Below are 25,695 nucleotides of genomic sequence, written 5' to 3' on the forward strand. Positions count from 1 at the left end.
CTACAAAGAGTAGAAAGCTGGTGCTATGAAATTCGAACACGAGCTCAATAGTCCGGTCCTGGTATTGGATGAGGACCAATCGTGGCAGCTGCTCTCGCACAGCTCCCACGGACGCGTAGCAACTTCGGTTGCAGGGTTGATCGATATTGTTCCGGTGAACTACGCGGTGCACAACGGGAAGCTGTTCTTGCGCACCTCGCCCGGTAATAAGCTTGCGGCCATGGCGATCAATGAAAAGATCGCTTTCGAGGTCGACGGCATCCTTTCCGATGAAGCTTGGTCCGTTGTCGTGCACGGCAGCGCCGAAGTATTGGAGCATGAGGCCGATATCAAGGAGGCCCGCGAAAGCGGCGTCACTCCCTGGATCCCCACCCAGAAGGATTTCTGGATTCGGGTCAACATTGATTCGGTCTCCGGGCGCCACTTCGAGCTCGGCGAGCAACCAGAGGTAGCTGAATAGTTCTCTGCGATCTGCACGGCAAACGCCGCCGCCCGCCCAATGGCCATCGGGCGGGCAGCGGCGTTTCCAGCTTTAAGCCGATGCCTGGGAATAAGGGTAGAACCCTTCTCCGCTCTTGCGTCCGAGCTTGCCCGCAGCCACCTTTTCGGTGATCATCGGGTGCGGCTGGTCGGCCTCGTCACCGGTCTCGGCGTACGTCGCCTGGGCGATGAAATCGATAACATCAAGGCCCACCATGTCCATCAGCTCGAACGGACCCATGGGGTGGCCCAAAGCGGTCTTCGCAGTGGTATCGATATCCTCGATGCTGGCGATTCCCTGGTGAGCCAGGTTCAGCGCCTCGGCGTTGATCGCACCCATCATGCGGTTGGCAATGAAACCCGGAATCTCCTTGTTCACCAGCACCGGGTTCTTCCCCAGCTGGTTGGCTACCTCGGTAACAGCCTGAATCGTGGCATCGCTGGTCTGCCCATGGCGGACGATTTCAACGCACTTCATGACCAATGCAGGGTTGAAGAAGTGCATATTGCACACCTGCGCTGGACGGCCGCTGGCCTGGGCCAGCTTCGAGGAGGGCAGCGTCGAGGAGTTCGTCGCCAGGATGGCGTGGGCCGGTGCATGCTCGCCCAGTTGGGCGAAGATCTGCTCCTTGATGTCCAGGCGCTCCACAGCAGCCTCGATCACCAAGTCGGCTGTGGAAGCAGCCTGGTTCAAGTCGGTGTTCTGGCTCAAGCGCCCCAGCGCCGCAGCTGCCGTGGGCTGGTCGAGTTTGCCTTTGGCCACGCGGCCGGCAGCCCAGGACTCCAGCTCGGTGCGTGCTGCGCCCAACGCGTCGGCAGAGATATCCTGCAGCACGGTGGCGTAGCCGCCCAGCGCGCAGCTCATCGCGATCTGGCGGCCCATGGTGCCGGCACCGATCACCAAAATACGTTCAATCTTCATTGACCATTCTTTCTCTGGAGTCCTGGCCTGCGCCTTTTAGCCGCGCAGGTAGGTCGTCGTGGTGTGCGTGTAGAACTCGCGAGCTGCTGCTCCCTGTTCCTTCGGTCCGTAGCCCGAAGCTTTCGCACCGCCGAAAGGCACGTGCGGGTCAGCTCCGGCTGACTCCGAATTTACATGCAGAATACCCACGTCGAGAGTTTGTTGCGCCTCCAGGGCCAGCGCAAGATTCGAGGTGAACAATGCCAGGCTCAAACCGTATTCCGAGTCTTCTGCAGCCTCGAAAGCTTCCTTCCACCCGTTGACTCGGCGGACGGACACGATGGGCGCGAAGAATTCTTCCTGCCAGGCGCAGTTGGCTCGCCCGGCTTCCCCCTCCGGAAGTTCCAGAATGGTTGGTGCCAGGAAGCTGCCGGTTTCCGGGGCCAGCCCGCGATAGCGCAGTGTTGCGCCCTGTGCCAGCGACCGGTCGATCCCCTGTGCCGCCGAGTTCGCCGCTTTGGCATCCACCAGCGGGCCCATATGCACTGACGGGTCCAGCGGGTCCCCGGTCACCCACTGCTCCAGCCTTTCGGCGAGCTTGGCCAAGAATGCGTCGGCGATGGACTCGTCGAGGATCAGCCGGCTGGTGGCCGTGCACTTCTGGCCGGTGGAGCGGAAGGCCCCGAAAAGCACCTGCTCGCTGGCCAGGTCCAGGTTTGCGTCGGCCAGCACTACCGAAGCATTCTTGCCGCCCATTTCGGCCTGCACCGGAATCCCCCGGGCCGCACCTGCCGCGCAGAGTTTGCGCCCGACTCCGGTGGAACCGGTGAAAGTCAGCCCGTCCAAATGCTCATTGGCGATGAAGGCATCACCCAGCGCGCCCGGGCCGATGACCAGGTTCAGTACACCAGCGGGCAGCCCTCCGTGCTCCAGGGCCTGCACAAAGCGCATGGCCAGCAACGGCACCAGGCTGGCCGGCTTGAACACCACGGTATTGCCGAAAACCAGCGCCGGGGCGATCTTCCAAGCCGGAATCCCGATCGGGAAGTTGAACGGGGTGATCACCCCGATCACCCCCAGCGGCTTGTGGGTAACCAGAATCTGTTCCCCGGCACGCGGGGATTGGAAGACGGTGCCGGCAGCGCGCTCCGCTTCGCCGGAATAGTAGGCCAGGATCTGTGCGGCCCGCAGCACCTCGCCGATTCCCTCGGCTCTGGTCTTGCCCTCTTCGGCGGCCAGTTCCGCTCCGAAGTCCTCCGCATGCTCCTTCAGGTATCCGGCGGCCTTGGCCAGAATCGCCCCGCGGGCGGCCATCGGAGTGGACGCCCAGGATTTCTTGGCCCGGTGGGCGGCGCCGAAAGCGGCGTCCACCTGGTCCACGCTGGCCGCGGTGCCCTCCGCGAGCACGATGGATTCGTCGGCGGCCGCCTTCGAATCGATGCGGCGGCCTTCGCCAGGCACCCATGCGCCATTGATGCAGTGCTCCAGGGTGGCAAGTGTTGTGGAAAGGTTCATTTGCTTGGTTCTCCCGTCTTCCTTGGCTTCGCGGCTTAGCGGAAGGCCGGCACGCCGGTGAGCTTGTTGCCCAGGATCAGCGTGTGCACCTCATCGGTGCCCTCGTAGGTGCGCACCGATTCCAGGTTGTTGGCGTGGCGCAATGGCGAGTAATCCAGCGTGATGCCGTTGCCTCCCAGGATGGTGCGTGCTTCGCGGCAGATCGCGATGGCTTCACGGCAGTTGTTCAGCTTCCCTGCCGAGATCATGTGCAGGTCCAAATTCCCGGCATCCTTCAACCGGCCGATGTGCAGGGCCAGCAGGAAGCCCTTGTTGATTTCCAGGGCCATGTCCACCAGCTTCTGCTGGGTCATCTGGTATCCGGCCAGCGGCTTGTCGAACTGCAGGCGCTCCTGCGAGTAGGCCAATGCCGCTTCGAATGAATCGCGGGCGGCCCCCATGGAACCCCACAGGATGCCGTAGCGGGCTTCGTTCAGGCAGGAGAACGGCCCCTTCAGGCCCTTGGCATTCGGCAATACCGCCGAACCGGGCAGGCGCACATCGACCAGATCGATTTCGCACTGGATGGAGGCGCGCATGGACAGCTTCTGCTCGATCGGGGTGGCGGTGAAGCCCGGGGTGCTGGTCGGCACGGCGAAGCCGCGGATGCCCTCATCGGTCTGTGCCCAGATCACCGCCACTTGCGCCACATTGGCCAGCCCGATCCAGCGCTTGGAACCGTTGATCACCCAGTCATCGCCGTCGCGGCGGGCGAAGGTCTTCATGCTCGACGGGTCGGAACCTGCCGTTGGTTCGGTCAGGCCAAAGCAGCCAATGGCTTCGCCGGCGGCCATCTTGGGCAGCCATTGCTGCTTCTGCTCCTCGGAGCCGTGCTTGTAGATGGCGCTCATGGCCAACGATCCCTGGACCGAAACGAAGGTGCGCAGCCCCGAATCGCCGGCTTCCAGTTCGGCGCCGGCAATGCCGTATTCCACGGCCGAGCGGCCGGCGCAGCCGTAGCCTTCAAGGTGCATGCCCAGCAGGCCCAGCTTGGCCATCTCCGGAACGATCTCCAGCGGGAAGACTGCGTCGTTGTACCACTTGGCGATATTCGGCTTGATGTTCTCGTTGACGAAACCGCGCACGGTATCGCGCAGGGCCAGTTCCTCCGCCGAGAGCAGCGAATCGAAATTGATCAGGTCGGCCGGATCCAGAAGGCGTTCTGCGGTGCTCATATTAAGTCTCCTTGAAAGTTCTTGCGATTAGCTATTTGCCAGGGTGCCCAGAAGCGCTTGGTGCTCCCCGTGGGCCGGCGGGATGGTGCGGTATTGGGCACCGGTGCGCGAGAGCCCGATGGGGCTGGCGATCTGCTCGGTCGCTTCCCCGGTGTCCGGATCGGTGATCAGCGCGACGGGATCCAGGCCAAGTTCCTTGGCGAAGTCGATGGCCTCGGCGATGGAGTTGACTTTTCCGGCGGGCACTCCCGCGGACATCAGCGCATTCGCCCAGTGCGCGGCAGTGGCTGAGGCGGTGGCCGCTTCGATGATTGCCTTGAGTTCTTCGCGGTGGGCCACCCGTGCGCTATTGCTGCTGAAGCGCGGATCCTGGGCTAGGTCCGGCTGGCCAAGATGCTTGGCCAAGGCAGCGAACTGGCGGTCATTGCCCACGGCGATGGCCACCACGCCGTCGTTGGCCGCGAAGGTTTCATAGGGGGCAATGCTCGGGTGCGCGTTGCCCATGCGTGCCGGGGATTTTCCGGTAGCCAGCGTGCTGCTGGACTGGTTGGTCAGTCCGGCCAGCAGCGAGCCGAGCAAGTTGACGGTCACCCGCTGGCCGATACCGCTGGCATCGCGTTCGCGCATGGCCAGCAGGATGCCGGCAACCGCATTCTGCGCCGCCAATACGTCCACCAGGGCAACGCCGGCCTTGCTCGGAGGCCCGTCTGGTTCTCCAGTGATGCTCATCAGTCCGCCCACTGCCTGCACCAGCAGGTCGAAGCCGGGCAAGGTTGCCCCCTGCTTTTCGCCGAAGCCCGAGATGGAGCAATAGACCAGTGCCGGGTTCAGCTCGCGCAGGCTCTCGTAGTCCAGCCCGAATTTGGCCAGGACGCCGGGGCGGAAATTCTCCACCAGCACGTCAGCGTCGCGGATCAATCCGCGCAGGGCCTGCAACTGGGTTGCGTCCGCGAAGTCGGCGACTACTGCCTGCTTGTTGCGGTTCACCGACCAGTAGTAGGTGCTGATGCCTTGGGCATTGACCGGAGGCTTCCAGCTGCGGGTCTCATCTCCAGCAGCGTTCTCCACCTTGAGAACTTCGGCCCCGAAGTCGGCCAGGGTCATGGAGCACAGCGGCCCGGCCAAGATGCGCGAGAGGTCGATGACCTTGACCCCTTCAAGCGGTTGGCTCATTTGCTTCCACACCTTCAATCCGCACAGATTTGCTTAGTTACATGTTGCATGCAACTCTATGTTGCCCGGATCACCCTTGGCAAGGATTTTCAGGATGTTTCGCTTCTTGGGTCTGCAGGGGGCGCGGAATGCCCTAGGAAATCAAGGCGTCCAGCCGCTCCAGGAACGGTTCTGCGTCCAGTCCCGGGGTCCGCGAACACACCGAGCGGATCAGCATCTGCGCGGTGCGCATGACGTGGCCCCGAACGGCCAGCGCGGCGGCGTCGGGGTCTTTAGCCAGAATCGCCTCCATGATCTCCTCGCGGTCCCCGGCCAGGTCCTGGCTGGAGCGGGCGAAGGGCACGGTGGTCTGCCCGTGGGCCAGGACAAGGTTGCGCAGCTCCCCCACCACGCTGTCGAGTTTCGCATTTCCGGCCAGCCCCAGAAGGCACAGGTGGAACTCCTTGTCCGCTTCCAGCGTCGCCCGGCCATCACCGGTTTCGCCGATTGCGAGCATTCGCTGGTGCAACGACTTCAGCTGGTTGATATCAGCCTCGGTCGCGTTCCGCACGCCACGTGCGGCAGCTGGAGGCTCGATAGCCAAACGCAGCTGGAAGACTTCGACAATGTCCTCCAATGAAATCTGGTTGACGCGCACCCCGCGGTTTTTCGCCACGGTAACGATTCCCTCTTTTTCCAGCAGCTGCAAGGCCTCGCGCACCGGAGTTCGCGAGACGCCGAGCTTTTCCGAGATGCCAATGGCCGAGTAGTGCTCCCCCGGAGCCATCTCACCGGCAACGATGGCGGCACGGATCATCGTGGTCACCTGCTCGGTAAGAGATACCTTCGGCTTAATCGGTTGCATGCTACTCATGGTCTGAAGCTTATCCTGATTCGACCCGGCGGCAAGGCCAGGTACTAGATCGTCTTGCGCAATGGCACTTCCTTGATGAGCAATACGCAGAAGAAGGCAACCACGGCTACGGCCGCCGAGACGATGAAGACGATCCCTGTCGCCTCGCCATACGCCGATTCCACCACCTGCCGTAACGCATCTGGCATCCCGGAAAGATTCAAGGAATCCCCGGTGGCCGGGGCTGAGGACAGCTGCCCCTTGGCCGCTAATGATTCGGTAATAAGATCTGCCACATTGCGCGAAAGCAGCGCGCCGAGCACCGCCACACCTGCTGAGCCGCCTACAGAACGGAAAAACGCCACCGAAGAACTTGCCGCCCCGATATCGGTAACTTTCACCGTGTTCTGCACCGAGAGCACCAAGTTCTGCAGCATGAATCCCATGCCCACGCCGTTGAGGAACATGCCGCAGGCCAAGAGCCAGTATTCGGTATCCTGGCGCATCAGCCCGAGCAGGCCGAGTCCGGCGATGTTCAGGACCGAACCGATGAGCAGGTAGATCTTCCAACGGCCGAAGCGGGTAATCATCTGCCCGGAGAAGACGGACCCGAAGTAGTTGCCCGCGATCATTGGCAAGGTCATGAGGCCGGCCATGGTCGGTGTCGCTTCGCGGGCGATCTGGAAGTACTGGCCGATGAATGCGCCGGTGCCGAACATCCCCACGCCAATCGAGATCGAGGCGAGAATCGCCAGCGAGGTTGTTCGGGTGCAAATGATCTTCAGCGGAATGATCGGTTCACGAACCCGTGATTCAACAAGCAGCAACGCGGCAACCAGCAATAGGAACATCGAGACCATCGTGTAGGTCTGCCACGAATTCCAGCCGAAATAGTCGGCTTTGCCTACATAGGAGACCCAGATCAGCAGGATCGAGACGGCGGTGGTCAACAGGACCGCGCCGACCCAATCGATATGCACCGGACGCTTGAGGTGCTTCAGGTGCAGGGTCCGGTGGATCAAGAGCATGGAGAGCAGGCTGATCGGGATGCCGAAGAAGAAGCACCAGCGCCAGCCCAGGGGCGAGTCCACGATGAATCCGCCGAGCAGCGGTCCTGCTGCGGTAGATACAGCCATGACGGCACCGAAATATCCCGAATAGCGTCCACGTTCCCGTGGCGGGATGACCGTGCCGATGACTGCCATGCCCATGGCGGTCAGCCCGCCCATGCCGATGCCCTGGATGACCCGGGCGAACAGCAGAACGGGTATGGACCAGGCGAGTCCGGCCAGCAACGAGCCGAGCACGAACACCAGAATTCCGGCTTGCAGCAGCTTCTTCTTGTCGAAGAGATCCGCCATTTTCCCCCAGATGGGAGTGGTGGCGGCATTAGCCAGCAGCGTGGTGCTCAAAACCCAGTTGAAGTCGGTTTGCGAGCCGCCCAGGACATCCATGATGGTCGGCAGCGCAATAGACACAATGGTCGCCGCCAGCATGGCAGCGAAGAAGGATGCCAGGACGCCAGCGATGGATTTGAGCACCTCGCGTTGATTCATCTGCGGCTGGTCTGCCGCTGTCTCGGTGAGGTCAGTGGGACGTTCCTTTTCCGGCATGCTCTTATCCAAGGTCGGAATTCTCCACGTTGCCGAACTGCTCGGTCCGTTGGGATTGGATGCCGCGGATCATCGTCGCGTTCAATTCGCTCAGCGCGTGCGCGACGCTGGCCAAGCGCTCGGCATCCCAGTCCGGAAGGACATCCCGCATTCGCTCCAGGCGCAAGCGGTCGCGGAATTCAAGCCGCTCGCAACCCGCCTCGGTCACCCAGAGCACGTGGCGACGGGCGTCGATCTTGCTGGGCTGCTTGGCTACCAGGCCCATTTGCTCCAGTTCCGCCAAATGCCGGCTCATCGCCGCGGTGCCGATCCCCAAGGACTGCGCAAGGTCGGCAGCATGCGTGGGTTCACGGGTTTTCAACGTCTTGAGCACGTGATGGGAGGCGTTTGATACCTCGGGGTCAGTCTGATCCATATGCGAAAACACGCGAAGGATCCTGGAACTGCGGGCCAACTCGTCGAGCAGGATTTTGAGTTCAGAATCCGAAGGGCTATCTGGAGACTTGTCCACGATCTATCGGCTGCCTATCTATTGTGTTTCCACCAATGTAAGTTCGAATCGTTGCTCCAGTCAACGTTTTTGCCTGTTGCCACGGCGGTAAGCTGGTGTTGTGAATGATCAGCGAGTCCAAGCCAGCACGCAATACGCCGAAGAACTACGTCTTTCCGCGCTGAAGGCAGCTCGCCAGTCCGCCGAGCTGCTGCGCGCTTCCTTCCGCGGCAACGTGGTAGCCGAGCATAAAACCAACACCCATGACCTGGTCACCGACATCGACCGGCAGAGCCAGCGGCTCATCACTGCCTCACTGCTATCGGCCCACCCGGATTCCTGGGTTCTCGGCGAAGAGCAGGTCTCTGGCGATCAAGGACGGCAGGCCGCCGGGAAGGTGCAGTGGATTGTCGATCCGATTGACGGCACCAGCAACTTCGTCCACGGCGTGGCATTCTTCTGCATCTCGATTGCCGCAGCCATCGATGGAGAACTGGTGGCCGCCGCAATCCTCGATCCGGTTTCTGGTGACGAATTCAGCGCCAATTCGACTGCCGCGTTCCTCAACGGGCAGGTTCTTGAGCCCGGTGCCCGTCCCGAGCAGTCCCGCGCCAACCTGATGACGGATTACCCGGGAGCAGAATCCATGCTCAAGGACGGGGATCTGTCCTTGGAACTCTTTGGCCAGTGGATCCAGGACTTCGCCACGGTACGCCGCAAGGTCTGCGCGGCGCTGGCCCTGGCCCATGTTGCCGCAGGCTGGTGCGACGCCACCATCGGGTTCGATACCAAGGTGTGGGATGTGGCTGCCGGAGCGCATGTGGTGCGCATGGCCCAGGGCACGTTCCGCGGCTTGTCCTACGGACAGGCAGGACTCGCCGACCACTACTGCCCCGGTTTCATCGCGCAAGGGCCCGGCGCCGATTATCCTTCCCTGGCAACCGCTGCCGAGCGGATCCATCAGCTGCGCACGGGCCGCTGAGCCAACAAATCTGACAATATCGAAGTAGTTGGCCCTGCCCCTCGGCTTTGGTCGCTTTCGGACGTACGATGGCGGCATGGAACCACGATTTCAACGGACCGCGCACTCCGCCGCGCGGCACCATGGAGGCGGAGGTGTGATCCTGGGAGGAATCGGAGCAATTCTGCTTTTCGCTTCCTTCGCAGTGATGTTGGCAGCTCAATCCCTGGATTGGGAGCCACTGCTCATCGGCATTAGCTTGGGCATCTCGACAGTGCTTTTCGGTGTGGTGTTCCATTTCACCCACTGACCCGCACTTTTCCTCATCCACTAATCGCAACGGCCCCGGATCCATCGCTCGTGGGCGCAACAGGTCCGAGGCCGTCCGTGGGTTCGGGTGCTTTACAGGTGGGTAGGCGCAAACATCTTCAGCAGGGTGCGGACCACAATGACATTGGGGCCATCTGCTTCCAAGGCGTCGGCGAGCGCCGAACCGATGCCCTCGGGATCGACCGCTTGGGCGGGGATGCCAAAGGAATGCGCAAGGGCCACGAAGTCCGGCCGGGCCAGTTCGGTGGCGGTGGCTTTTCCGAAGGCTCCCTCCATGTACTCGCGCAGGATGCCATATCCCCCGTCGTCGACGATCAACCAGGTGACCGGTGCATGATGCTGCTTGGCGGTGGCCAGTTCGGCAATGGAGTACATCGATGAACCGTCGCCGCTGACTGCCAGCACGCGCTGCTTAGAGCCGATGGCGCCACCGATCGCGGCGGGGAAGCCGAAGCCGAGGCCGCCTGCACCCTGCGCGGAATGGAATTCGCCATCCTTGGCGTCCCAGCAGCTCCAGCCCCAGTAGGCAGCGATGGTCATATCCCAGAAGGTCTGCATGCCTGCCGGGACTGCGGCGCGGATATCCGCCATGAACTTCCGTTCCTTGCCAAGGTCCTGGGCATCCAGGCGCGCCTGCACCTTTGCCAGGGTCTGGGCCACCACCTGTTGCGGGGTGCTTCCGTGCCATGATGCCTGGGCCTTGAAGCCTGTCTCGCGCATTTCTTCGTCCAGGAATTTCAAGGCTTCACGAGCATCGGCGCGGATACCCAGGGCCGGGGTGTTGGACTCGAGCACGCGCGGCTCGGCATCAATCTGGATCATCTTGCCGCGGGGTTCGAGCGTGAAGTAGTTGCTGGTGACCTCGCCCAGGGCCGAACCGATCACCACCAGCACGTCGGCATCTTCCATGACGTCCGAGACATAGCGGTCTTCCGCCCACGACTGCAAGGACAGCTCATGGTTCCAGCCAAAGGCTCCGTTGCCGCCGGGGCTGCACAGCACCGGGGCCTGCAGTTTTTCGGCCACGGCCAGCAATTCAGCCTGCGCCCCGGCCCGGCGCACACCGCCGCCGGCGATGATGGCCGGGCGCTTGGCGTCGGCCAGCCAGCGCATGGCTTCGCGAATCAGCTCTTCGCGCGGGGGATGCTCGTAGGCTTCGGCCAGGGCATCCTGTACCGGTGGCACCATCACCGGGGCGAGCAGGACATCCTGCGGCACCTCAACCCACACCGGCCCCATCGGCACGGTAATGGCCCGGGCCCACGCGTCCTGGATCGCCGAGGGGATGCCCGATGCATGATGCACGGTCTGCTGGAACTTGGTGACGTTGGCGGCCGAGGCCTTCTGGTCATCGAGCTGATGCAGCATGCCCTTGCGGCGGGCTCCCAGGCCGTCCAGCGGAATCTGGCTGGCCACCACGACCATGGGCACGCCGGTGGCGTAGGCCTCCTGCAGACCTGCTAGCGAGGTCAGCGCGCCCGGGCCGGTGGAGAGGAACAGCACGCCCACTTCCCCGGTAGCGCGGGAGTAGCCATCGGCGGCGAAGGCGGAGTTGTTCTCCACGCGTGAGGAGATGAACTCCAAGCTTGAGCGCGAGAGGGCGTCGAAGAGTCCCAGGGCGTGCTGCCCGGGGATCCCGAATACGGTCTTGGCACCGAGCGCGGTGAGGGTCTCGATGACCAGATCGCCGCCGTTGCGTTGCGGTTGCTCGTTCATTAGCTATTCATCCCCTTGCTGGCGCGGAAGTCGCTGATCAGGCTGATCAAATCATAGGTGACATGCGAGGCGGCCACGCCGGTCAGCTCCGCATGGTCGTAGGCGGGGGCGACTTCGACAATATCCGCGCCGATGATGTTCAACCCGCGCAAACCGCGCAGGATTTCAAGCAGTTCACGGCTGGTGATGCCGCCGGCCTCCGGGGTTCCGGTACCCGGGGCGTGGGCTGGGTCCAGCACGTCGATGTCCACCGAGATGTACAGCGGGCGGTTGCCGATGCGGTCGCGCAGCTTGTGCACGATTTCGCGGACGCCCTGGTAGTAGACATCCGAGCTGGTGACGATGCCGAAGCCGAAGCGCTGGTCGTCTTCCAGGTCCTTCTTGCCATAGAGCGGACCGCGGGTGCCGACGTGGCAGATCGCCTCGGTATCCAGGATTCCCTCCTCGACCGCACGGCGGAACGGGGTGCCGTGGGTGTATTCGGCACCGAAGTAGGTGTCCCAGGTGTCCAGGTGCGCGTCGAAGTGCAGCATCGCTACCGGAGCACCGGCTCGTTGCGAGGCGGCACGCAGCAACGGCAGCGCGATGGTATGGTCTCCGCCCACGGTGACCAGGGTGGAGCCGTCACTGGTCAGTTCCAGTGCGTTGTGCTCGATGGTCTCGATAGCCTCGTTGATGTTGAACGGGTTGACCGCCATGTCCCCCGCGTCGGCCACCTGGCTCTGCGCAAACGGCGAGGTGTCGGTGGCGGGGTTGTAGGGGCGGATCAGGCGCGAGGATTCGCGCACGTGGTTGGCGCCGAAGCGGGCGCCGGGCCGGTAGGAGACACCGGTGTCGAAAGGCACGCCAACAATCTTGATGTCGGCCTTCTCCACCTGATCCAGTCGCGGCAGCCGGGCATAGGTGCCGCCGCCTGCATAGCGTGGAATCACCGCGGCATTAATGGGTCCCAGATGCCCGTTTTCCTCGATGCGGATTTCCTTCATCGCAACTTCCTCCCCCAGACATCCAAGAACGAAAGTCCAAGTTGTCTAATATGAAACTTCAGTTTTCCATTATGCTATTTTGTCTGCTGGGTCACGTCAAGATTCAGTTATCGCACAGCCCGGCACTCCAGGCAGAAATAGCCCATGCCGCAGCCCGCGAACGGGCTGCGGCATGGGCCGAAACTGCAGCAGGGCGCTCAGCTGGCGACGCTGCGAATCTGCTGGGCAAGCACCTCTAATCCATCGCGCAGCAGCGCTTCGCCGATCACCAGCGGCGGCAGCAGGCGCAGCACATTGCCGTGCGTACCGCAGGTCAGGGTCAGCACCCCGGCTCGATGGCAGGCCTTGGAAACCGCGGCGGCCGCATCGGCGCGCGGCGCCAAGCTGCCCCGGTCGGCGAACTCGATAGCCACCATGGCTCCGCGGCCGCGGACCTCGGCAACCACCGGGCTCTGCTGCATCAGTGGTTCAAGAACCTCGCGGGACACCCGCTCGATGAGCTGGGCATTATCCAGAAGCGTCCCATCCTCGAACTGCTCGAATACAGCCAGCGCCGCTTCGCAAGCCAGCGGGTTGCCAGCGTAGGTGCCGCCCAGGCCGCCAGCGTGCGGGGCATTCATCAGCTCGGCGCGCCCAGTCACCGCGGACAGCGGAACTCCGTTGGCCAGGGCCTTGGCCGTGAGGATCAGGTCACCTGCCACGCCCTCGTGCTCCGAAGCGAATAGCTTTCCGGTGCGCCCCATGCCGGCCTGGATCTCGTCGATGACCAGCACAATACCGTGCTTGTCGGCCAGCTTGCGCAGTCCCGGGATGAACCCGGCCATCGGGACAACGAAACCTCCTTCGCCCTGAATCGGCTCGATCACCATCGCGGCGAAAGTCTGGGGGCCGTAGTCCATCAAGGTCTGCTCGACGGACGCCAGGACCGCTTCGACGGTGGCCGCTCCCCCAGAGGGCCGCAACGGGTTGGCCGAGGCGGCGCGCACGATATGCTCGGGCATCGGGCCGAAATTCATCTTGTACGGATTGATCTTGGCAGTCATGCCCATGGTCAGCAGCGAACGGCCGTGGTAGGCCTCGTCGAAGACCAGCACGTTAGCGCGTCCCGTGGCAGCACGGGCGATCTTGACCGCGTTCTCCACGGCCTCGGCCCCGGTGGAGAACAGCGCTGTGCGCTTCTCGAACTCGCCGGGGGTGTGCTGGTTCAACCAGCTGCACACCTGGGTGAAGGATTCGTACTCGGTGACCATGAAGCAGGTATGGGTGAAGTCCGCCAGCTGCTTGGCCACGCGTTCGGCCACGCGGCGGTTCGCGGCACCCAGTGAAGTCACGGCAATCCCCGAGGCGAAGTCGATCAGGCGATTTCCGTCGACGTCTTCGATAATCCCGCCATCGGCGCGGCTGACGAAGACCGGCAAGGTGACGCCAAAACCGCTACTGACCTGTTGCACCCGCTGCTCATGGAGGGCCGCAGAGCGCGGGCCGGGGATGCTGGTGGCAAGGTGCCTGGTCTGGGACAAGGTTGGGGCGTCGGTGGAAGCAAGGGTTTCAGTCATGGCTCAAGCCTAGAAATCCCCGTGACACGCGTCATTGGTCATTGCATCCAAGTCCAGCATCTTTCTTGGATAATTTACCCAATGATTACGCTTTTGCAGCTGGGCGCGGAGTTGGGCACCGAGTTCTTCCCTGCCAGTACCGGAACCTTCCGTGCCCAGCCGGTCAGCGGGGTGCACGTCTCTGAGCTGGAAGATCCCACCACCTATCTGGATGGCGGCGAGCTGCTGCTGACCACCGGCATGCCATTCGCCGCGAGCGAGGAAGCTTCCCGCGCATACATGCGCCGGCTGCAGGACAAAAAGGTCTGCGCCCTGGGACTGGGCCTGGGTCCATGGCTTCGCACGGTGCCTGAGCACGTCATCGCCGCCTGCGACGCTGCCGGCATAGAGCTGGGGATCGTCCCGGACCAAGTGCCCTTCCAGAACATTTCACGGGCATACTGGCGCCTGGCCTCACGTGATCAGGCTTCGAACCTGATGGGTTCCTTGGGCACGCAGACTGCCTTGGCGCGTGCCGCCGTACGCCCGGATGCCATCAATGCAGTCGTGCGGGGCTTGGCTGAGGCAGTGAACGGCTGGGCCGCCTATCTTTCCGTCGGTTCCCGGCCGGCGGCCTGCTACCCGGCATCCGCCGAAGCGTTCCTGGGCGAACTCCGCCACGAGTCCATGCGCTTTCGGCGCAATGGCATGCCCTCGGCGTCCACCTTCGAGGTCCAGGGCCACGAAGTAGCGCTCTATCCCATCCTGTCCGGAACCACGATCCACGGATATCTCGGAGTTGCCGCCGGGCGCAGGCCGACCAAGGCCGACCGGCAGATCATCATGACGGCCTGCACGTTGCTCTCCTTGCGCGCCAGGCAACGGGAATTCGCTGCCAGCACGAATAACGCGCTCAGCTCGGCCACCGCAAAATTGTTGCTGCATGGCCAGCCCGAGGCGGCACGCCTGGTCGGGGAAGAAGCCGGATTGGGCAGAATACCTGTTCGTGTGCGAATCCTGCTGTACCGGGCAGGTGCCGATACCGATGCAGCAACCGCACTTCATGCGCTGCCCTCGCTGGCGCGCCCCGCCGCCTTGCCCGATGTCGCCGCAGCGGTACGCGAGTGCCAGCTTCACTATGAGGACGGCGCCGAACATTATTTGATACTTCCCGAACCCGCAGACAGTTCCGGCAATGGCGAGGCAGTGGCACCGCAGGCTGCAACCGCAACGGGCCCGATGGCGTGCGGGCGATTTGATTCCCCCGCACCCGAAGTCCACGCCGTACTCTCCCAACCATTGAACTTGGCCGAGATCCCTGCCAATTTGCCTGCCCTGCGCCAAACGCTGGACGCTGTCCCGTTCGGGACCATGGCCTGCGGCGCCCCGGGCTTCGATGCCAGCGCAGAGACCTGGGTCAAGGCCCTCGCAGCGTACGCGCGCGCCGATCTGCTCTCCGCGGTCACCTCCTACCTGCGCCATCGCGGCCATTGGGAAGAAGCCTCCCGCGAATTGGGCATCCACCGAAATTCCTTGCGCCACCGCATCACAATGGCCCAGGAATTGCTTGGCGCCAATCTCGATGATCCGGATGCCGCCGCCTCGCTCTGGCTGGCCCTGCGCCGGGCACAGAAATAGGCACGCCGCAGTCTCTGCAATAGCCAGATCCCGCGGCGTGCCCTAGGTACAGCCGTCAGCCCTTGAGCCGAGTCCGGCTATCGTGCGGCGCACTGGCGCGTCGCGTTGCTGCGGCGTCCGGGCCGGTGGCACCGAGCTTGGCTTGCTGGCGGATGCTCAGCTTCTGCAGCAATTCCTCTTCCGCGAATTCGCCCGGCGCAATCCCGCGTGGCACCCGCAGCAAGAAGGCCATGCCCAGGATCCACCAAGCGGCGAAGAGCAGCCACGGCTGCCACCCGATGGCCGCCGGCATTCCCGGAAGATATAGCGAAATCAGGCCGGCGCAGAAGACCACCGACAGTACGCCGATGACCTTGCCGCCGTTTCCCGCACCGCCCACGCGCAGCGGGCGTTGCATCTGCGGTTCGCGCTGGCGCAGAATCAAGAACGCCACGCCCACCAGCAGGTAGGCGATCACGATCGACGGCGAACCGGAATCCACCAACCATCCGAGCATGGCGGTGCCGAAGAATGGAGCCAGAATGGAGAGGCCGCCAATGAACAGCAGTGCATGGCTCGGTGTGCGGTGCTTCGGATGCAGGTAGGCAAACCAGCGTGGCAGCATCCCGGAACTGGCCATCGCGTACATCAGCCGCGAAGCACCCATCAGCAACGAATTCCACGAGGTGAGGATACCGGCAATGCCGCCGGCGATCAGCACCTTTGACATGATTTCGGAATTGAACAGTGCCCCCATCGCGTCGGCAGTGGCAAGTTCGGATCCGGCGAGCGCCGAAGCGCCCATTCCCGAGGCGGTGGCCAGGATGATCCCCACATACCAGGCGGTGGCGATCAGCACCGAAATCACCACGTACTTGCCAATTTTTCGCGGGGCGATGTCGCATTCCTCGGCGGACTGCGGGATCACGTCGAAGCCGACGAACATGAACGGCACCACGATCATCACGCCGAAGAAGCCGGCCACCCCGTTTTCGAAGAATGGTTCCATATTCCTGCTCTCGCCTCCGGTGAATGCGCCAGCAAGCAGCATTGCGCCGATGACGAAGAGGAAGAGCACCACGAAGGTCTGCACTACACCGGCGGTCTTGATGCCCCGGATGTTAATCCAGGTGATCGCTATCGCACCGGCGACACCGACCAGCGCCCAAGTCAAGTAGACCTCTGAGCCAGCGATCTCCCATAATCTGATCTGCGAAAGCTCCGGGAAGAGATAGAGCACGGATTCGGGCAGTGCCACTGCTTCAAAGGCCACGATCGCAATGTAGCCGCCGACGATGGCCCACGAACCGGCAAAAGACCAGCGGGCGCCCATGGCGCGCAGCAAGTAGTTGTGCTCACCGCCTGCTTTCGGCATGGCCGCAACGAGTTCGGCATAGGTCAGGCCGACTACCGCCATGATGCCACCGCCAACCAGCATGGCCAGCATGGCTCCCAGCGGACCGGCGGTGGTAATCCAGTCGCCGGTGAGCACGACCCAGCCAAAACCGATCATCGCGCCAACGCCTATGGCCAAGGCATCCCAGCGGCCGAGGACCTTCTTGAGGCCTGGTTCTGCGGTGTGGTTCTTCGCGGTTTTTCCTGACATGGCAACCCCTTCTGGAAAGTTGATCAGGATCACACTATGCAAAATCGCGCCAAAGGGTATTGGATGTTTTGACTACATTTCAGGCTATTTTGCCCAAATCAGGAGGCTAGGCCTCGCCGGAGCGCTTCTTGCTGGCTTTCACCAGCGCGCGGTCGACCTCGTGAATGCCCAGGCAGAAGCCTGCGGACATGACCAGCGATTTGATCGTCAGTTCGGAAAGGTCATCAGCTACGTACACCAGCTGGATCGGTCCGGCCAGGACCAGCAGGACACCGGTCCACAGCACATACGCCCACGAGGTGCGTGCCTGCGCCATCACCGGGAAGCGTGCCCGTCGGCGAATCGTCCGCACGCCAATGGTGACAATGACGACGGCCAGAATCGCGGCGCCAATGAAGAAGAAATTGCGTTGGGTGCGGATCCAGGTCAAGGTGGTGCCAATAAGAACGCCGAAAAGTATCGAAGCCCACCAGCTGATACTGCGCAGTTGATCTTGCGCAGCGGTTGGTTCGCCTGTCCTCACGCCTCTCCCATCACTGATTGTCCCGAGCGCCCGGAACAACGCATCGTTCCTAGAATACGCGGTTCATCTCCCCGCAGACGAACGCGCAGCCGCACTGCGCATGCCGTGCCATGGCAGCAAGTGCCGTGGCTTGGCGTCATGAGAGGATCAGCGTCCAGGTAACCACAGCGACCTCATCAGAATCGTTTTCCCAGCTATGCGGTTCACGCCCGGGGAAGGTGATCGTATCGCCTGCTTCGAGTTCTACGCGCTGATCAGGCAATACCAGGATGAATTTTCCAGCGATCACGTGCAGCACTTCCAGCTCGCAATCCACCGAATACAGTTCCGCTTCACCGGTGCCCTTGGGCGCAATCTCGGCGCGAATCATCTGCACCCGCTTCTCGCTGCGCGGCGTGACCAGCTGCTCCGTGATGCCGTCACCGCCCAGGGAAACACGGGGCGCCTGCTCCAGTCGGACCAGTTTCGTTTCAGGAACCTCGAAGAGGGTACCGACCTCCATGCCCAGCACTTCGCACAACCGCAAAAGAGTGGAAACCGAAGGGCTGGTCAGGTCGCGCTCCACACGCGAGAGGAAACCCTTGGTCAGTCCGGATAGCTCGGCGACCTGGTCAATGGTCATACGCTGGGTCTGCCGCACCCCGCGCAGCCTCGCACCGATATTGATCGCAGCACCGGTTGGTTCAACTGGCAAGGTTTTCATCGTTTGGCTCCTCGACGTTTTCTGCAGCAACAACCGCAACCACTTTGGCTTCAAGGCCTGCGGGGCAAGTTTACCAATGGTAAACACACCGCGCCCTCTACCGCGAGGCTGCAGCGCTCACTAGACTCTGTCCATGGACAGCACCAAGGACAAGCTCTGCGGGTACCTGAACGACGCGCGCGAGAATGCGATCTACAAGGCAGAAGGCCTCGCCGAACACCTGGCACGCACTCCGCTCACCCCCACAGGCACCCATATCCTGGGAGTACTGCACCATTTGGCGATCAATGAATACGAATATTTCGGCACCTGCCTCAAGCGCAGGGCCGATGACCCCTACGTTCGCGAATTCATTGCGCCGCATGATCCCGACGCGGATTTCCTCCCGCCAGCAGATATGGATGCGCAACAGCTGATCGGCCTGTATCGGAAAGCCATCGCCTTCGCCGATGAAGCCATCAGCGACCTGCCCCTGGACTGTCCCGTAGAGGTACCGTGGTGGGGGCCAGCTGGCAAAACCACCTTGGATCACCTGCTCATCCATGCGCTCGCCGAGACCTCCCGGCATGCAGGGCATCTGGATATTATCCGCGAGCAGCTCGATGGCCGTGCTGGCTGGACCGCGCAACTGGATCTGCTGCCCGGCTACACCGCGGGGCAATGGGCCGAACAACGCGAGAAGCTGCAGCAACTGGCCAATGCCTTTGCCCCGGGCAGCTGAGCCGCAGTCATATTACGCATTCGGACTTCACCGCGCCCTGCCACCGGCGGTACCATCGGAAATGTTGCTTCACGAGACGCGGCGCCAAGCTCCGACTGGCCGCGCACCAACCCCAAGTTCATGGGTGGTTCGGATGAGGAAGCGGTCCGCGCATCAACAGGTGCACGGGCAAGAGCGCGCAAGAGAGTTGACGTCCCATGGCATATCCGATTCTGCCCGTCATCGACCGCCAGACCGGCCAAGTGCAGTTCAAGGCCGAAGGCCGCTGGCGCACCCGCTACGTTGCAGATCCGCTCAGGCTTGAACAGCTCATTGCTCGTTGTGCCCGCCGGCCGACCTTCGACCCGGCCACATCTGAATTGCTGCTGGTGGTGCCAGTCGCCGGAGATCCTGCGGGCAAGCGATTTGCTTTTAGTCTTGCCAAATTCCCAAGTGCAGGAGCCCTGACTAAACTGGGTAGTTGATCCGATCCACGGGTTTCATTGGGAAACTCCATGTTCCAGGAGAGTCATCTTCGCGATGTCACAGCACTCAGCAACCGAACCTACCAAAGCGCAGATCCAGCGATGGCGCAAGTATCTCGCTGATGAAGTCGCAGAAGGCTCCATCTACCGGGCCCTCGCGGAAAAGAAAACCGGGCAGGAACGGCAAATCCTGCTGGGCCTGGCAGAGGCGGAAGCACGCCACGAATCCCACTGGCGCGTCCTGCTCGGCGAACATGTCAAGGAAGTCCGCCCGTCGCTGCGCCGCACCATGCTGCGTTTCCTGGCATTGCATTTCGGTTCGGTCTTCGTCCTGGCCATGGCCCAGCGCTCCGAGAGCAGTTCGCCCTACCGCGATGACAAGGACGCCACCGCGCAGATGGCGGCCGACGAACAGGTCCACGAAGAAGTCGTTCGCGCGCTTGCTACAGCAGGCCGTGCGCGCCTTTCGGGCAACTTCCGTGCTGCGGTCTTCGGCGCCAACGACGGGCTGGTTTCCAATCTCGCGTTGATCATGGGCATCGGTGCGACCGGTGTTTCAGCGACCTTCGTGCTGTTCTCCGGCATTGCCGGCTTGCTGGCCGGTGCACTGTCCATGGCAGCTGGCGAATACGTTTCGGTGCGTTCCCAGCGCGAGCTGCTGACAGCTTCACGCCCAACCCAGGTCACGCTGACAGCGGCCCCGAACCTTGATCTGGACGCCAACGAGCTGCTGCTAATCTATAAGGCCCGCGGCATGAGCGATGAAGATGCCGAGCACCGGGCCGCCGAACGCATGGGCCTGTTCACCTGCGATTGCAACCCCGACTTCTCGCTGAACCCAGAGGGTCGCGGCGAAGAACTCGAGAAGGAGCACCAGGAGCTGGGTTCGGCCACCGGTGCGGCGGCCACCTCGTTCTTCCTCTTTGCTTCCGGTGCTGTGGTGCCGATCCTGCCGTATATCCTTGGCCTGTCCGGCATGACCGCGATCATCGTCTCGGTAGTCCTGGTGGGATTGGCCCTGATGATCACCGGCGGGATCGTAGGCCTGCTCTCCGGTGCCTCGCCACTCAAGCGCGGCCTGCGCCAGCTAGCCATCGGCTGGGGCGCAGCGGCCATCACCTACTGCTTGGGCCTGATCTTCGACGTCAGCATCAGCTAGTAGCCCGCTACGTTGCGACTGCCGGTACGGCACTGTCTGTACCGGCATTTTCCATGCCGTGCTCTAGCTGTTCTCCGGCCTCCGGGTACGCCGGCGCAGGGTTTGCATGCTCTGGATGAACTCCATCGCTTCTTCGGCGGTTTCCACCAGAGCAATCTTCTGTTCCATGACACGGTCCTTGGCCAGGGCCTGAAGCAGCGGCCAAGCAGGCAGATCCCTCGTCCAATAGTCCTTGCCGATCAGCACCATCGGCACCACGCGAGCACCGGTAGCGTAGTAGTTTTCGCAGGCATCCTGGAAGATTTCCTGCACCGTGCCAGCGGCCCCGGGCAGAACTACCAGCCCGCCGTTGGACTGCTCCAGCAGAATCGCTTCACGAATGGAATTGGTGAAGAACTTGGCAATCTGGGTGGCAAACAGATTCGGCGGCTCATGGCCGTAGAACCAGGTTGGCACGCCCAGGGACTGCCGCTGGCTCGGGAAACGCTCCTTGACCATCAACGCAGTTCTCGCCCAGCCGGTGCGCTGATGGATCGCATCTGGCACTTCGGCCAGCATCTGCAATGCCGTAGCGACATCTTCTGGTCCGTAATCGGCCAGCCACGCACCGGCATTGGCAGCTTCCATTGCGCCGGGGCCTCCACCGGTGGCGACCGCGTAGCCGGCCCGGGTAATCATGCGCCCAAGCTCCAAAGCTTGCGCATACTGCGCAGTGCCCCGGCTCATCGCATGCCCGCCCATCACCCCGATAATCGGGGTTTCCTTGAACGTGCCCTCGTACACTGCCGAGACCAGCGCCTGGCCAATGTGGTGATCATGCAGGGTTCTTGCCAGCGCATTGCTATCGCTATCGGAATTCACCGCTGCATGCTGCTGGGAGTACGCGTAGATCTTCGCATCAGGCACATGCTCGTAGGTCTGCGTCCGGATCCCCGAGTACAACTCATGCGGCGAATACAAGCCGCGAGCCACCGTCTCGAAGGGAAGCTCCTCCCCCGAGCTCATGCACAGCCCGCCAGTGGCTTGCACGATCTGCGCTCCTTGCGCGGAATACTGGCAATCGATGAATAGCGCTTCGGAAAGATCCAAGGATTCCAGCACGGTATCCCGTTCGCGCAGATCAACACGGTGCACTCGCCAGCCTTTTCCGCGTGCGCGGTGGGAAGCCAGCGCTTCGGCTGCGAGACGGTCGAATTCAACGAGCGTCGTTATGGTCACTGCGCGTGCTGGAAGGTAGGGCCACACTTGGGACATGCGTCAACGCTACGTCATAGATAGTGATTATTCACAGAAAGGCCCTTCAACTTTCGCGAAGGCCCGGAACGTGAAACGATGAGAGGATGATTGAATCTGTTCCACCAACCATTGATGCCCGCCACTTATTGGCTTTTCTGGGCAACGTTCCTTTCTTCTATGGAAAGAACCTGGCTGCAGAAGCAAATTCCGTGGTTGACGTGGAATTCGACGAAAGCACCCACCAGATCGAAGGCACCGTCACCGATTCTGGCGAAGAATATTCTCCGATGATCCAGGTCCTCATGGACGGTGGAGAGTGGAAGATCGAATCGTGCGAGTGCACCTGCGACGCACCCGGAATCTGCTCGCACATCGCGGCACTGGCTATTGTCTCCAACAAGATCGCTTCCCAGCCACGCGCCGTGCCTGCCCGGGAAGAGAAGCCGAACACAGTTTGGTCGCAGCAAGTCGATTCATGGTTTGAAGAGTCCGAGCCGGGCCCGGCCGATGGCCTGCTTGGTTCGCAGCACGATCCGGTAGTGCCGATGGCGCTTCAGTTCCTGCTCTTCGATTCGAAGGACGCCACCCAGCAGCAACAGTGGATGCCGACCGGAACCATCCCGCACCCGACCCGCAATAAGCGCTTCCGCTTGGGAGTGCGCCCAATGGTACGCAACACCGAAGGCCGTTGGGTTCGTGGCCAGCTTCGCTGGACCACCCTGGGCTTCAAGACCTACGGCTGGAACCTGCTGCGGGCGCAGCACCACTGGTTTACCCGCTTTGCCTCCATGGCGCGCAGCGACAGCCAGCTGCAGTTCAAGGTGGATGAGGACTGGCTGTTCCTGGACGAGTACGCTTCCGATCTGCTCTGGCCGCTGCTTGACCAAGCTGATGAGCTGGGAATTCCGCTGATCACGACCCGATCCGAGCAGCGCGTGCGCATCGTTGCTCCAGCAAGCTTCAGCATGCAGGCCTCCCTGGATGAGCAACGACTGCAATTGGACGGTGTCCTGCACATTGCAAACCAGGATCTCATTCTCGATCCGGAAGCACCAAGCGGTGTCATCGCCGAGCATGGTTTCTATGCCCAGTTGGCTCAGCCCGATGAAATTTGGCTCGCGCCAAGTGTTGAGCCGATTCCTGACGCGCACCGCCGCTGGTATGTTGACCGCCGTCCGGTCACCGTGCCTAGGCCGGAGATCAACGATTTCTTTGAATCCTCCTACCCGCGTTTGGCCCGCCGTTTCGAGCTGCGTAGCGTTAGCGACGAGCTGGAATTGCCTGCTTTGAAACCGCCCTATGTGCAGGCGACCGTGGTCTACAAGCGCGAATTCAACGAGAATAACGAACCGAACGACACCGCCGCGCTGGACTTCCAGATCCTCTACCCGGGGATCCCTGGCGACCAGGAAGTGTATGACCTTGAGGCCGAGGAACTGCTTCAGGCCGCAGTGCATGAAGTTTTCCTGGTCCATGAAGAAAGCGGCAATCCCAACTTGTCGCCGAAGTTCTACGCCCGCGATGACACCATCGATTTCGTCACCGAGATCCTCCCCGCGCTGGAACGCATTCCTGAAGTCAAGCTGGTTGAGAAGGGTACCCGGCCGAAATTCCGTCAGCTGCGTGAACTTCCTCAGCTGAAGATCAATGCCGTGAATCATGAACGGACCGACTGGCTGGACCTTGGCTTGCTGATCACCGTGGGCAACCACGAGGTTCCTTTCTCGCAGATCGTCGAGGCCATGAGCAATGGCCAGATGAAGCTGCGCCTGCCGGATAACACTTGGTTCTCGTTGAACCACCCCATGTTCGCCAAGCTCAAGGCGCTCGTTGACGAGGCGCAGGCAATGAATGACAAGCCGAAGGAGGGAGACCTGAAGCTTACGGTCTTCCAAATCTCATTGTTCGAAGAACTTGATGAGATGGCTGAAGGCATTGACGGCGCGGACTTGTTTATCGCACGCATGCGTTCACTGCTCAAGGTCGCTGAAGCCCACCACGCGCAGGTGCCGAACACGCTGAACGCCCAATTGCGCCCTTACCAGGTTGAAGGGTTCCACTGGCTCTCTCGCCTGTATGAAGGCGGATTCGGCGGAATCCTCGCCGATGACATGGGCTTGGGCAAGACCTTGCAAACGATTGCCCTGATTCTCCATGCCCACAAGCTCTGGGCCGATCCGCAGGCATGTGCTCAGCTGCCCGCAACCCAGCGCACCCGTCTGCCGTTCTTGGTCGTCGCCCCGAGCTCGGTGGTTTCCAACTGGGAAATGGAAATCAACAAGTTCGCCCCATCCCTGCGGGTAGTCAGCGTCGAGGGCACCTTGCCTTCGCCACGGCAGCTGAGCGAACTGGCCGAGAATTACGATGTCATTCTCACGACCTATACCCTGTTGCGTCTGAACGACGAGATTTACGAGGCGCAGCGCTTTGCCGGCTTGATCCTCGATGAGGCGCAGTTCGTGAAGAACAAATCCACCAAGGCCCATCGCACCGCGGTGAACCTGCAGACCAATTTCAAATTGGCCGTCACTGGTACCCCGATGGAAAACAACCTTTCCGAGCTCGGTGCTTTGCTGTCGCTGGTTGCTCCGGCATTGTTCCTGAACACAACACGCTTTAATCGCCAATTCGCCCGCCCTATCGAAGTGCTGGGCGACAAGGACACCCTTGCATTGCTGCAGCGTCGCATCAAGCCATTCATGCTGCGCCGCACCAAGGAATCCGTGGTGCTGGATCTTCCGGCCAAGCAGGAGCAACAGCTTCTGGTGCGCCTTTCCGAAGAACACCAGCATGTCTACGACACCCATCTGAACCGCGAACGCCAGAAAATCTTGCACCTGGTTGAAGATCTGGATCGCAACCGCTTCACCATTTTCCAGTCGCTGACCCATCTGCGCATGCTGGCTCTGGAACCTTCATTGGTGGATCCAGCGCTGTCGGACGTACCCGGTTCAAAGCTGGAAGCACTCTTCGACCAGCTCGATGATGTGGTGGGCGAAGGCCACCGTGCGCTGATCTTCAGCCAGTTCACCTCGTATCTGAAGGTGCTGGCCGACAAGCTGACCGAGCGTGGCGTGAAGTTCGTTTACCTGGACGGCAATACCCGCAACCGCGCCAAGGTCATCGAGCAGTTCAAGGAAGGCGAAGCTCCGCTGTTCTTGATCTCCTTGAAGGCCGGCGGATTCGGCTTGAACCTGACCGAAGCGGACTACTGCTTCTTGCTGGATCCATGGTGGAACCCAGCCGTGGAAGCCCAGGCTATCGACCGTACGCACCGCATCGGCCAGACGCGACAGGTGATGGTGTACCGAATGATTTCGCAGGGCACCATCGAAGAGAAGGTTGTGGCGCTGCAGGAAAGCAAACGCAAGCTGATCTCGACAGTGATGGATGAAGCCGATGGATTCTCCAAGGCCTTGACCGCCCAAGATATCCGAGGACTGCTTGAGTAACAGGTTGATTAAATCCGCCGTATTAGCAGGCGGCGCTCAGTAAAACCCTGTATATTCGAAGTGACCGATGATGTGCGCTACGCCACACATAGTGCGTTCATCGGGCAAGCGCCCAGACGGATCCTCGTCCGGGCGATACGAACGACAAAGGCGGTAATAACCGTGTCCCTGATTAAATCGGAGACTCTCAGTACCCCCGATGATGACTGGATGAGTGCATCGGTGAGTATCAACAACGATCGTGTGGTGATTGAAACCGAACAGGAACGCCTGTCCCTGGAAAACGACCGGCTTCTGGAAAAGATTCGCAGAGTTCTGGCGTCTCCGCTCGAAGAGATTTTCTATAACCCGAAGCACCGGATGCTCCTGATTCCGGGCGCGTTCGCTGCCATCGGCTCTTCATTCCTGAGAGTTGATACTGAAGCTGCTGCCGGCCTCCGCGGCTAGCCTGCTTCGACTACATGCCCC

At 61.7% G+C, this 25,695-nt stretch carries 23 protein-coding genes and 1 riboswitch; of the genes, 9 read left to right on the forward strand and 14 right to left on the reverse strand.

Annotated features, from left to right (window positions below; all coding sequences use genetic code 11):
* Nucleotides 1–25: 25 nt before the first annotated feature.
* Complete coding sequence (locus tag ACIP6G_RS17055; RefSeq protein WP_105657333.1) at nt 26–460, forward strand: pyridoxamine 5'-phosphate oxidase family protein; 435 nt, start codon at nt 26–28, stop codon at nt 458–460.
* Between the two features lie 72 nt (nt 461–532).
* On the opposite strand, the gene ACIP6G_RS17060 is transcribed toward ACIP6G_RS17055, so the two are convergent.
* From ACIP6G_RS17060 to ACIP6G_RS17090, 7 genes are all read right to left on the reverse strand, one after another.
* Nucleotides 533–1,402 carry a 3-hydroxyacyl-CoA dehydrogenase family protein gene (locus ACIP6G_RS17060; RefSeq protein ID WP_332498313.1) on the reverse strand — a complete coding sequence of 290 codons (870 nt, stop codon included), beginning with the start codon at nt 1,400–1,402 and terminating at the stop codon, nt 533–535.
* 36 nt (nt 1,403–1,438) lie between these two features.
* Nucleotides 1,439–2,896, reverse strand: a complete 1,458-nt coding sequence (locus tag ACIP6G_RS17065; RefSeq protein WP_400291464.1) for an aldehyde dehydrogenase family protein — start codon at nt 2,894–2,896, stop codon at nt 1,439–1,441.
* A 35-nt stretch (nt 2,897–2,931) separates the two neighbouring features.
* Entirely contained in the window at nt 2,932–4,110 is a 1,179-nt protein-coding gene (locus tag ACIP6G_RS17070; protein WP_400291466.1) for an acyl-CoA dehydrogenase family protein, read from the reverse strand.
* Between the two features lie 27 nt (nt 4,111–4,137).
* The gene (locus ACIP6G_RS17075; RefSeq protein WP_332594651.1) at nt 4,138–5,283 is read right to left on the reverse strand and encodes a CoA transferase; all 1,146 of its coding nucleotides are present in this window, start codon (nt 5,281–5,283) and stop codon (nt 4,138–4,140) included.
* 133 nt (nt 5,284–5,416) lie between these two features.
* Entirely contained in the window at nt 5,417–6,136 is a 720-nt protein-coding gene (locus tag ACIP6G_RS17080) for a GntR family transcriptional regulator (protein WP_105657328.1), read from the reverse strand.
* Between the two features lie 44 nt (nt 6,137–6,180).
* Nucleotides 6,181–7,740 (reverse strand): MFS transporter, encoded by a 1,560-nt coding sequence (locus ACIP6G_RS17085; protein WP_133833213.1) that lies wholly within the window; start codon nt 7,738–7,740, stop codon nt 6,181–6,183.
* Entirely contained in the window at nt 7,733–8,155 is a 423-nt protein-coding gene (locus ACIP6G_RS17090) for a MarR family winged helix-turn-helix transcriptional regulator (protein WP_400291469.1), read from the reverse strand. The genes ACIP6G_RS17085 and ACIP6G_RS17090 overlap by 8 nt, the downstream gene beginning before the upstream one ends.
* 184 nt (nt 8,156–8,339) lie before the next feature.
* Here ACIP6G_RS17090 and ACIP6G_RS17095 point away from each other — a divergent pair, with 184 nt between their 5' ends.
* A complete protein-coding gene (locus ACIP6G_RS17095) occupies nt 8,340–9,200 on the forward strand; it encodes an inositol monophosphatase family protein (RefSeq protein WP_400291470.1) in 861 nt (286 codons plus the stop codon).
* A 76-nt stretch (nt 9,201–9,276) separates the two neighbouring features.
* The gene (locus ACIP6G_RS17100) at nt 9,277–9,489 is read left to right on the forward strand and encodes a hypothetical protein (RefSeq protein WP_133833215.1); all 213 of its coding nucleotides are present in this window, start codon (nt 9,277–9,279) and stop codon (nt 9,487–9,489) included.
* A 92-nt stretch (nt 9,490–9,581) separates the two neighbouring features.
* Here ACIP6G_RS17100 and ACIP6G_RS17105 read toward each other — a convergent pair whose 3' ends face one another.
* The 3 genes from ACIP6G_RS17105 to ACIP6G_RS17115 form a co-directional block, all read right to left on the reverse strand.
* Entirely contained in the window at nt 9,582–11,225 is a 1,644-nt protein-coding gene (locus ACIP6G_RS17105; protein WP_400291472.1) for a thiamine pyrophosphate-binding protein, read from the reverse strand.
* Nucleotides 11,225–12,211 (reverse strand): agmatinase, encoded by a 987-nt coding sequence (gene speB, locus ACIP6G_RS17110; protein WP_332487687.1) that lies wholly within the window; start codon nt 12,209–12,211, stop codon nt 11,225–11,227. Before speB ends, ACIP6G_RS17105 begins: the two co-directional genes overlap by 1 nt.
* Nucleotides 12,212–12,408: 197 nt before the next feature.
* A complete protein-coding gene (locus ACIP6G_RS17115) occupies nt 12,409–13,767 on the reverse strand; it encodes an aminotransferase class III-fold pyridoxal phosphate-dependent enzyme (protein WP_332498320.1) in 1,359 nt (452 codons plus the stop codon).
* Nucleotides 13,768–13,848: 81 nt separating this feature from the next.
* Between ACIP6G_RS17115 and ACIP6G_RS17120 the strand changes: the two genes are divergently transcribed.
* Nucleotides 13,849–15,384 carry a PucR family transcriptional regulator gene (locus ACIP6G_RS17120; RefSeq protein ID WP_400291475.1) on the forward strand — a complete coding sequence of 512 codons (1,536 nt, stop codon included), beginning with the start codon at nt 13,849–13,851 and terminating at the stop codon, nt 15,382–15,384.
* Nucleotides 15,385–15,439: 55 nt separating this feature from the next.
* On the opposite strand, the gene ACIP6G_RS17125 is transcribed toward ACIP6G_RS17120, so the two are convergent.
* The 3 genes from ACIP6G_RS17125 to ACIP6G_RS17135 form a co-directional block, all read right to left on the reverse strand.
* Complete coding sequence (locus ACIP6G_RS17125; RefSeq protein WP_400291476.1) at nt 15,440–16,969, reverse strand: APC family permease; 1,530 nt, start codon at nt 16,967–16,969, stop codon at nt 15,440–15,442.
* Nucleotides 16,970–17,075: 106 nt separating this feature from the next.
* Nucleotides 17,076–17,492: a hypothetical protein gene (locus tag ACIP6G_RS17130; RefSeq protein ID WP_133833221.1), complete on the reverse strand. Its 417-nt coding sequence runs from the start codon at nt 17,490–17,492 to the stop codon at nt 17,076–17,078.
* 136 nt (nt 17,493–17,628) lie between these two features.
* Nucleotides 17,629–18,195 carry a helix-turn-helix domain-containing protein gene (locus tag ACIP6G_RS17135; protein ID WP_105661607.1) on the reverse strand — a complete coding sequence of 189 codons (567 nt, stop codon included), beginning with the start codon at nt 18,193–18,195 and terminating at the stop codon, nt 17,629–17,631.
* 133 nt (nt 18,196–18,328) lie between these two features.
* On the opposite strand from ACIP6G_RS17135, the gene ACIP6G_RS17140 reads away from it, so the two are divergent.
* The 3 genes from ACIP6G_RS17140 to ACIP6G_RS17150 all read left to right on the forward strand — a co-directional run bounded on the left by ACIP6G_RS17140 (nt 18,329) and on the right by ACIP6G_RS17150 (nt 20,539).
* Nucleotides 18,329–18,916, forward strand: a complete 588-nt coding sequence (locus tag ACIP6G_RS17140) for a DinB family protein (protein WP_400291479.1) — start codon at nt 18,329–18,331, stop codon at nt 18,914–18,916.
* A gap of 67 nt (nt 18,917–18,983) precedes the next feature.
* Nucleotides 18,984–19,097: riboswitch (SAM riboswitch) on the forward strand.
* 16 nt (nt 19,098–19,113) lie between these two features.
* Nucleotides 19,114–19,380: a hypothetical protein gene (locus ACIP6G_RS17145; RefSeq protein WP_388024970.1), complete on the forward strand. Its 267-nt coding sequence runs from the start codon at nt 19,114–19,116 to the stop codon at nt 19,378–19,380.
* Nucleotides 19,381–19,435: 55 nt separating this feature from the next.
* Nucleotides 19,436–20,539 (forward strand): VIT1/CCC1 transporter family protein, encoded by a 1,104-nt coding sequence (locus tag ACIP6G_RS17150; RefSeq protein ID WP_400291481.1) that lies wholly within the window; start codon nt 19,436–19,438, stop codon nt 20,537–20,539.
* A gap of 63 nt (nt 20,540–20,602) precedes the next feature.
* Here the strand turns inward: ACIP6G_RS17150 and ACIP6G_RS17155 are convergent, their stop codons facing one another.
* Nucleotides 20,603–21,793 carry an LOG family protein gene (locus tag ACIP6G_RS17155; RefSeq protein WP_400291483.1) on the reverse strand — a complete coding sequence of 397 codons (1,191 nt, stop codon included), beginning with the start codon at nt 21,791–21,793 and terminating at the stop codon, nt 20,603–20,605.
* 86 nt (nt 21,794–21,879) lie between these two features.
* On the opposite strand from ACIP6G_RS17155, the gene ACIP6G_RS17160 reads away from it, so the two are divergent.
* Together ACIP6G_RS17160 and ACIP6G_RS17165 are read left to right on the forward strand one after the other, a co-directional pair.
* On the forward strand, nt 21,880–25,227 hold the full coding sequence (locus ACIP6G_RS17160; protein ID WP_400291485.1) for an SNF2-related protein: 3,348 nt from the start codon (nt 21,880–21,882) through the stop codon (nt 25,225–25,227).
* Nucleotides 25,228–25,389: 162 nt separating this feature from the next.
* Nucleotides 25,390–25,674 carry a hypothetical protein gene (locus ACIP6G_RS17165; RefSeq protein ID WP_146112257.1) on the forward strand — a complete coding sequence of 95 codons (285 nt, stop codon included), beginning with the start codon at nt 25,390–25,392 and terminating at the stop codon, nt 25,672–25,674.
* Nucleotides 25,675–25,695 lie beyond the last annotated feature (21 nt).

The organism is Glutamicibacter sp. NPDC088483 (assembly GCF_044753145.1).
GTDB lineage: Bacteria > Actinomycetota > Actinomycetes > Actinomycetales > Micrococcaceae > Glutamicibacter.